A 5,994-nucleotide genomic window follows, 5' to 3' on the forward strand; every position below is an offset into this window, starting at 1 on the left:
GTTCTGAGGGACCGGCTTGATCCGTGCCGGGTCGTCAGTTGCGCGCAGGTGTCGGCGAAGCGGTCCGCGATGAGCGCCGGCTCGTATCGCGCCGAGGATTTTCGTGCCGCCTCGGCCATACGCTGCCTGAGCTCGTCTGCCTCGATGAGTTCCAGTAGGCTTCGGGCGAGGGCCTGCTCGTCGCCCATGGGCACGAGACGCCCGTCGATCCCGTCAGAGATGATCTCTCTGGGGCCGAGCGGGCAATCGGTGGAGACGACGGGCACGCCGCATCGCATTGCTTCGACGATGGTCATGCCGAAGGACTCATGATCCGAGGCGCTGGCGGCAAGCCCCGCTTTGAGCCATTCCGGCTCCAGGGGAGAAACCGCACCCATGAGGAAAGCGTGGTCTTTTATGCCCAGTTCCTCGATGAGCCGCTGGAGTTTCGACCCGTGGCCTCCCCCGACGCCGGGGCCGAAAATGCGCAGATCCCAGTCGGGACGCACGGCACGGACGGCGGCGAATGCCCGGATGAGAAGGTCATAGCGTTTGGTGGGGACGAGCCTTCCCGCAGCGACCACCACTTTGTCCCTGACACCGGGCGGGGCACTTCGCGGCGCCGGGACGGGATTGGGGAATGCCTCGACGCGTACGCCCGGCAACGTCATGCGTGTGCGATAGGTTTCCGCGTCAGCCGAGGTCGTCGTCGTCAGCATGTCCAGCTGCGGGTACAACCGGCGCAGTGTGAGGCGCAGCGGGCGCGAGTGATTGTGGAACGTGAGGTGTTCTTGCCCCACGCGCAGCGGCCCCCGCTTGGCCTGCATGCAGATGTGCGCGTTCAGGCCCGGCCGTGTACCCACCACGACGTCGCTGTTCAGGCTGCTCAGATGCTGCGCGATGCGCTGGTCGGTCAGCCTGCTGTAGTGCGGGTATTGCGTCTCGTGCCGGGGAAAGGCGACAGCGGGTCTTCGGGCCTCGGGCAGGTCCCCCTCGTATCCCGGAGTCCCCTTTCTCAGATCCACCAGGTGTCGCAGTCGGATCTGCGGATCAACGGGGAATACCGGCGAATCCCTGTGCCGGTAGACCGACACGATCTCAACATCATGTTGTTCGGCAAGAGCGTTGGCGAGGTTGATGGTGGTGCGGATCGTGCCGCCGAAGCCGAAGGAATTGTGGATCAGGAATGAGATGTGCAAGATGCCGTAGCTCCAGTGGCCGGAGTCAATGCGGATCCGCCGAGTCCCCGATACGACAGCGGTGCGGAATCGGCGTCATTCGCCATTTCAACGACAGGGCCGACCGAAGGTTGCGAGCTTTGTACGGTGTGTCACATTCGCTGCGGAGGGGGGAAGTTGATCACTGGCCAGGCCTATTCCGTTCCGGGCGCCTCAGCCCCGGCTGCGGCATGTTGGCCAGTCTGCTTCGGCTCGCGGCCGCGGTCGGGCAGAGCTGGTTTCGGCTGAAGCAGCCGGTGATGGTTGCCCATTCCGCGTGAGGACGGCACAAAAGTCCGCCGAAGCGCCCCGTGCCGCTGATGCAAGCGACGCATCCGCACCGCGAAGGGCACCCGGCTCATTGACCCCCGGGGCCCCACGGTGTTCGCTCGCCTACGGTGCACCCGGTCATGACCACTGGCCGATCCGGCTGATGACCGGGGGGTCCGGCGCAAGCGTCCGCCTTCTGGGCCGGCCCGCTCGCAGCGGCCGGGGCCGGGCCCTCGGGGGGACAGCGCACGGCAGCGTACGACAGCGCACGGGGAGCGGCACGCATGGGTGTGTTCCCTCCCCTTCCGGGCGTGCCCGGGCCTCCTGAGCGTGCCCGGACGGCACATCGAGATCGCTGTCGACAGCAGGAGGAATTGATGAGGACCGTTCATCAGCGCGTCACAGGGGCCGGCGCAGCACTCGCCGCTCTGTGCGCCGTGACCGTGTTGTCTCCCGCGGGCGCGTCCGCCGATCCCGCCGTGCCGCGCACCGAGCGGGTGAGCGTCGGGCCGGAGGGCGTCGAGGGCAATGCCGCGTCCACGAATCCGGCCATCAGTGCCGACGGACGCTACGTCGCGTTCGTCTCTGCGTCGCGCAATCTCGTCGCGAACGACACCAACGGCACGCCCGACGCCTTCGTCCGCGATCTGCGCACCGGCACAACGGAGCGCGTCAGCGTCAGAAGCAACGGAAAGGCGAGCCACGGTGTCGTACGGGAGGTGTCGCTGAGCCCGGACGGGCGGTACGTGGTCTTCACCTCCACGGCCGACGATCTCGTGAACGGCGATCCCAACGACCTCGACGACGTCTTTCTGCACGACCGGGACACCGGCAAGACCCAGCGGATCAGTGCGACGGGCGCGTTATACGACGGGCTGCGCAGCCATCTGACGTACGACCCGGTGGTCAGCGGCAACGGCCGCTATGTCGCGTACGCGTCGGGTGCCGAGGATCTGGTGGAGGGGGATGCCAACAAGCGGGACGACGTTTTCCTCTATGACCGCAAGAAGAAGACCACGGAGCTCGCGCAGCTGGACAACGCGGGTCAGCAGGGTCAAGGAGACGCCTTCGCCCCCGCGTTCGCGGGCGACTCGGGCGGGCGGTATCTCGCCTTCACCTCCAACACCGCCAATCTGGCCGGGGTGGAGGACCACTCCTCCGCGACGGACATCTTCCTGCGCGACCGGGAGAAGGGCACCACGGAGCTGATCAGCATTCCGCAGGCCTACAACCGCAAGACGCCCTCCTGGGGGGCCGCCCTCAGCGGTGACGCCCGCTTCGTGGCGTTCACTTCGTCCTCCCGGGTGCTGCGGCCCGAGGGGCCGGTCCCGACCAGCTCGCACAACGTCTTCCTCTACGACCGCGAGGCCAAGCGCATGCGGTTGGTCAGCGCCGCCCCGGACGGCACTCCGGCCGACGGGGACAGCGACGATGTCTCGCTGAGCCGGGACGGGCGCTATGCGGTGTTCACCTCCGCCGCCTCCAACCTCGCCCCGGAGGACGACGGCGACAGCAGCGCGGATGTCTTCCTGCGGGACATGGAGACCGGGGAGGTGCGGATCGTCAGCGGTGAGAGCGAGCCGGTATCGGAGGACACCAAGCCCGGGCGGCGGACCGGCGTGAGCGAGGACGGCGGCTCGGTGGTCTTCGACTCCCCCGCCGGGAACCTCGTGGCCGGCGACAACAACGCGGCGGCCGATGTCTTCCTGCGTCAGCTGCGCTGAGCGCCAACTGCCCTGACGGAGTGGCCTGTTCCTACACCGCTGCCGCGTCCCCGGCCCGGAGGTACTGCGCGGCCTCGGCCGCGGTGTAGGAGGAGGCGAAGGTGAAGGCGCGCGGGGACGGGCCGTGGGCTTGCAGGTCCGCAAGGCGTTCCAGGGCCTCGCCGACCGTGGGCAGGTGACCGGCGGGGACCCACCAGAGCACCATGTGCGCCTTGACGTGCCGTTCGAACCATTCGCGGCGCCGGCGCATCACTTCCAGGTGCCCGCTGCGGTAGGTGAAGTCCCACAGCGCCTCCCGGGTCTCCCACACCGAGAGGTTGACGATGACATCCTCGCCCGCCGGGCGCAGGGCGGTGGCGTCCGTCTCCCCCTCCCCCACGAGCCGCCACACGAAGCCGGGTGCGCCGTCGGCGGATGCGTTGACCGGGTCGAGCAGGTCGACGAAGGGGGCGATGCGCGGGTCGTCGAGAGGGTGGAGGAGCGTGGCGATGTTGAGCTCGGCGAGGTGCGCGGCATGCGCGGATGCGGTCATGGCCTTATCCCAGCATGCCGCGCTTTTCTATGTCAATGGTCATTGTTTTTAGAAGACTCGAGCACCACGCAGCACTCCCCCGGCCTCGCGTCCATGCGGGCGCGAACCGGGCCGTCCGCGCCGACAAGGCCCTCGAGCAGCGCGAGATTCATGCCGCAGACCAACGGCGGGAAGCGTTCGGCCACGGCATGGAAGGGGCAGTTGCGCATGCGCAGGACGGGAACTGCCGGCCCGCCCTCCGCACGCGCACCGTCTGCGCCTGCGCCTGCGCCTGCGCCTGCGCCTGCGCCTGCGCCTGCGCCTGCGCCAGCATCGGCGGCCACGTCCGCGGCGCGCGGGGCGCCCTCGCCTGCGCCTTCCAGGTGCGGTTCGTAGCCGCGCTCAGCCAGCATCTCCATGGCCTCTTCGAGGTCGCCGCAGGGTGCTTGCGACCCGCGCAGCGCCTCGCCCCGGCGGCGCGCCGCGGCGCAGAGCCCGGCGTCGAGACCGGCCTGTTCGGCGGCTTCGGCGAGGAGTTCGGCGGCGGTGCGGTAGTCGCGGGCGGGCAGCGACACCGACCGCTCGGTCCGCGCCCGCGTGTACACCTTGGCGGGGCGGCCCGCCCCCGGCCCGGAACGGCCCGTCAGGCGGCGGCTGCCGCTCTCGAGCAGCCCGGCGTCCGCCAGCTTGTCCAGGTGATGCGCGGCGAGGGTGCGCGCCACCCCGGCCGCCTCGGCGGCTTCGTTGCGGCCCACTTCGCGGCCCTGGGCCGCCACGTACTCGTACAGGCGGCGGCGCACGGGATCCTGCAGCACCGCGATCGCGTCGATGTCCTTCACCCCGCCATTCTAGGAACAACGCGGGTTGGAGATAGAAGGCCGGGGTCACGATTCCCGCTGGTTATAGGCGTCGGCGGCCTGCTCGTTCAGGGCACTGCCCCACGACTGGAATCGGCTGCTCACCGCGCCATGAGGCGGTTCAACGTCGGCGCCGCGGCGCCGTCGCGGGCGTCCGTGAGGTGCCTGCGGCAGCAGGCGCGCCACCACACCGTTGAGGCGGGTCGTCACCGCGGGCGCCACGCCGTGCGCCAGGTCGGCCGCGCGCGCCAGCGGCGTCATGACCAGCCGGGTGCGGCGTCCGGCCACGGCCTTGACGATGCGTTCCGCGGCGCGTTGGGCATTCACGGAGACGAGGGGCGCGCCCGCCGCCGCGGAGAACCAGCCGAACTCCTTGCTGCGCGCGCCGCCGAACTCGGCCTGCAAGTGCGAGCCGGTCCGCATGAGACCGGGATAGACCGCGGTGACGCTGACGCCGCTCGCGGCGGCCTCGGCGTGCAGGCCCTCCGCCAGGACGCCGGCCGCCGCCTTCGCGCCGGCGTAGGGCAGCAGGTGGGGCACGCCCATCAGACCGCCCACCGAGGAGATCACGCCGAGGCGGCCTCCGTGCTCGCTGTCCTTGAGATACGGAAGTGCCTCGAGGCAGGTGTGCACGGCCCCCATGTACATGGTCTCCATGGCGTCCCTGAACTCCTGGGCTCCGATGGCGTCCACCGGTGCGACCTGGATGATGCCCGCGTTGGCGATGACGAGGTCGGGGCCGCCGCAGGTGTCGTGGGCGCTCCGGAAGACGGCATGCACCGCTTCCTGGTCACGCACGTCGCAGACCGCCGTGTGGACGGCGACGTCGGGGTGCCGGTGGAGCAGCTTCTTCTGGGCCGAGGCGAGTTCGCCGGCGTCACGGGCCGCGATGATCACCGTGGCGCCGCGGGCGGCCAGGCGGTCGGCCAGCAGCAGGCCGAGGCCCCGCGATCCCCCGGTGACCAGCGCACTCTGCCCGGCCAAGGTTTTTTCTGTGGTCTGTGCCATGAGCGCCTGTCGCTCCTTCCTCACATCCCGCGATGCCGCACCGGCGGCACCGCGCGGTCGGACCCGCGGGCTCAGGGCTTGAGCAGCGTCTTGATCATGCCGTCTTCCTTGTCCTGGAACATCTGGTACGCCTTCGGACCGTCTTCGAGCGGCATGTGGTGCGTGGCGAAGGCGTCGACGCCGAGCGGGTCCGCGTCGGTCAGGAGCGGCAGCAGGTCGTCCACCCAGTGCCGGACGTTGGCCTGTCCCATGCGTACCTGGATCTGCTTGTCGAACATGGTCAACAGCGGCATCGGGTCGACCGCGCCGCCGTAGACGCCGGAGACGGAGATCGTGCCGCCGCGCCTGACGATGTCGATGGCCGCGTAGTGGGGGGCGAGGGGGTCGTCGGGGAGGCGGCGGCGCGGGTGCGGGGCGGGGGCGGCGGG

General features: G+C 69.9%; 5 protein-coding genes and 1 pseudogene. 1 reads left to right on the plus strand and 5 read right to left on the minus strand.

From position 1 onward, the window contains the following. The coding region (locus tag ACQKIP_RS37395; RefSeq protein WP_427745158.1) for a glycosyltransferase family 4 protein at positions 1 to 1,178 on the minus strand (1,178 nt) is incomplete at its 3' end. A gap of 725 nt (positions 1,179 to 1,903) precedes the next feature. Here ACQKIP_RS37395 and ACQKIP_RS37400 point away from each other — a divergent pair. Next, positions 1,904 to 3,190: a TolB family protein gene (locus tag ACQKIP_RS37400; protein ID WP_427745159.1), complete on the plus strand. Its 1,287-nt coding sequence runs from the start codon at positions 1,904 to 1,906 to the stop codon at positions 3,188 to 3,190. A gap of 31 nt (positions 3,191 to 3,221) precedes the next feature. Here the strand turns inward: ACQKIP_RS37400 and ACQKIP_RS37405 are convergent, their stop codons facing one another. The 4 genes and pseudogenes from ACQKIP_RS37405 to ACQKIP_RS37420 all read right to left on the minus strand — a co-directional run. After that, the gene (locus tag ACQKIP_RS37405) at positions 3,222 to 3,722 is read right to left on the minus strand and encodes a DUF3291 domain-containing protein (RefSeq protein WP_365856608.1); all 501 of its coding nucleotides are present in this window, start codon (positions 3,720 to 3,722) and stop codon (positions 3,222 to 3,224) included. 32 nt (positions 3,723 to 3,754) lie between these two features. Continuing rightward, a complete protein-coding gene (locus ACQKIP_RS37410; RefSeq protein ID WP_365856606.1) occupies positions 3,755 to 4,540 on the minus strand; it encodes a helix-turn-helix transcriptional regulator in 786 nt (261 codons plus the stop codon). A gap of 45 nt (positions 4,541 to 4,585) precedes the next feature. Next, positions 4,586 to 5,566, minus strand: coding sequence for an SDR family NAD(P)-dependent oxidoreductase (locus tag ACQKIP_RS37415; RefSeq protein WP_365856604.1), 981 nt, complete (start codon positions 5,564 to 5,566; stop codon positions 4,586 to 4,588). A 71-nt stretch (positions 5,567 to 5,637) separates the two neighbouring features. Beyond that, positions 5,638 to 5,994 (minus strand): annotated as a pseudogene (locus ACQKIP_RS37420) (glutathione-dependent formaldehyde dehydrogenase); the annotation flags it as partial.

This window comes from Streptomyces sp. NPDC059900, assembly GCF_050270335.1.
In the GTDB taxonomy this organism is placed as follows: domain Bacteria; phylum Actinomycetota; class Actinomycetes; order Streptomycetales; family Streptomycetaceae; genus Streptomyces.

Excerpts from the sequence above, each read along its gene's own strand:
- ACQKIP_RS37405 (WP_365856608.1), bottom strand. The coding sequence starts at position 3,722 with ATGACCGCATCCGCGCATGCCGCGCACCTCGCCGAGCTCAACATCGCC.
- ACQKIP_RS37415 (WP_365856604.1), bottom strand. The coding sequence starts at position 5,566 with ATGGCACAGACCACAGAAAAAACCTTGGCCGGGCAGAGTGCGCTGGTC.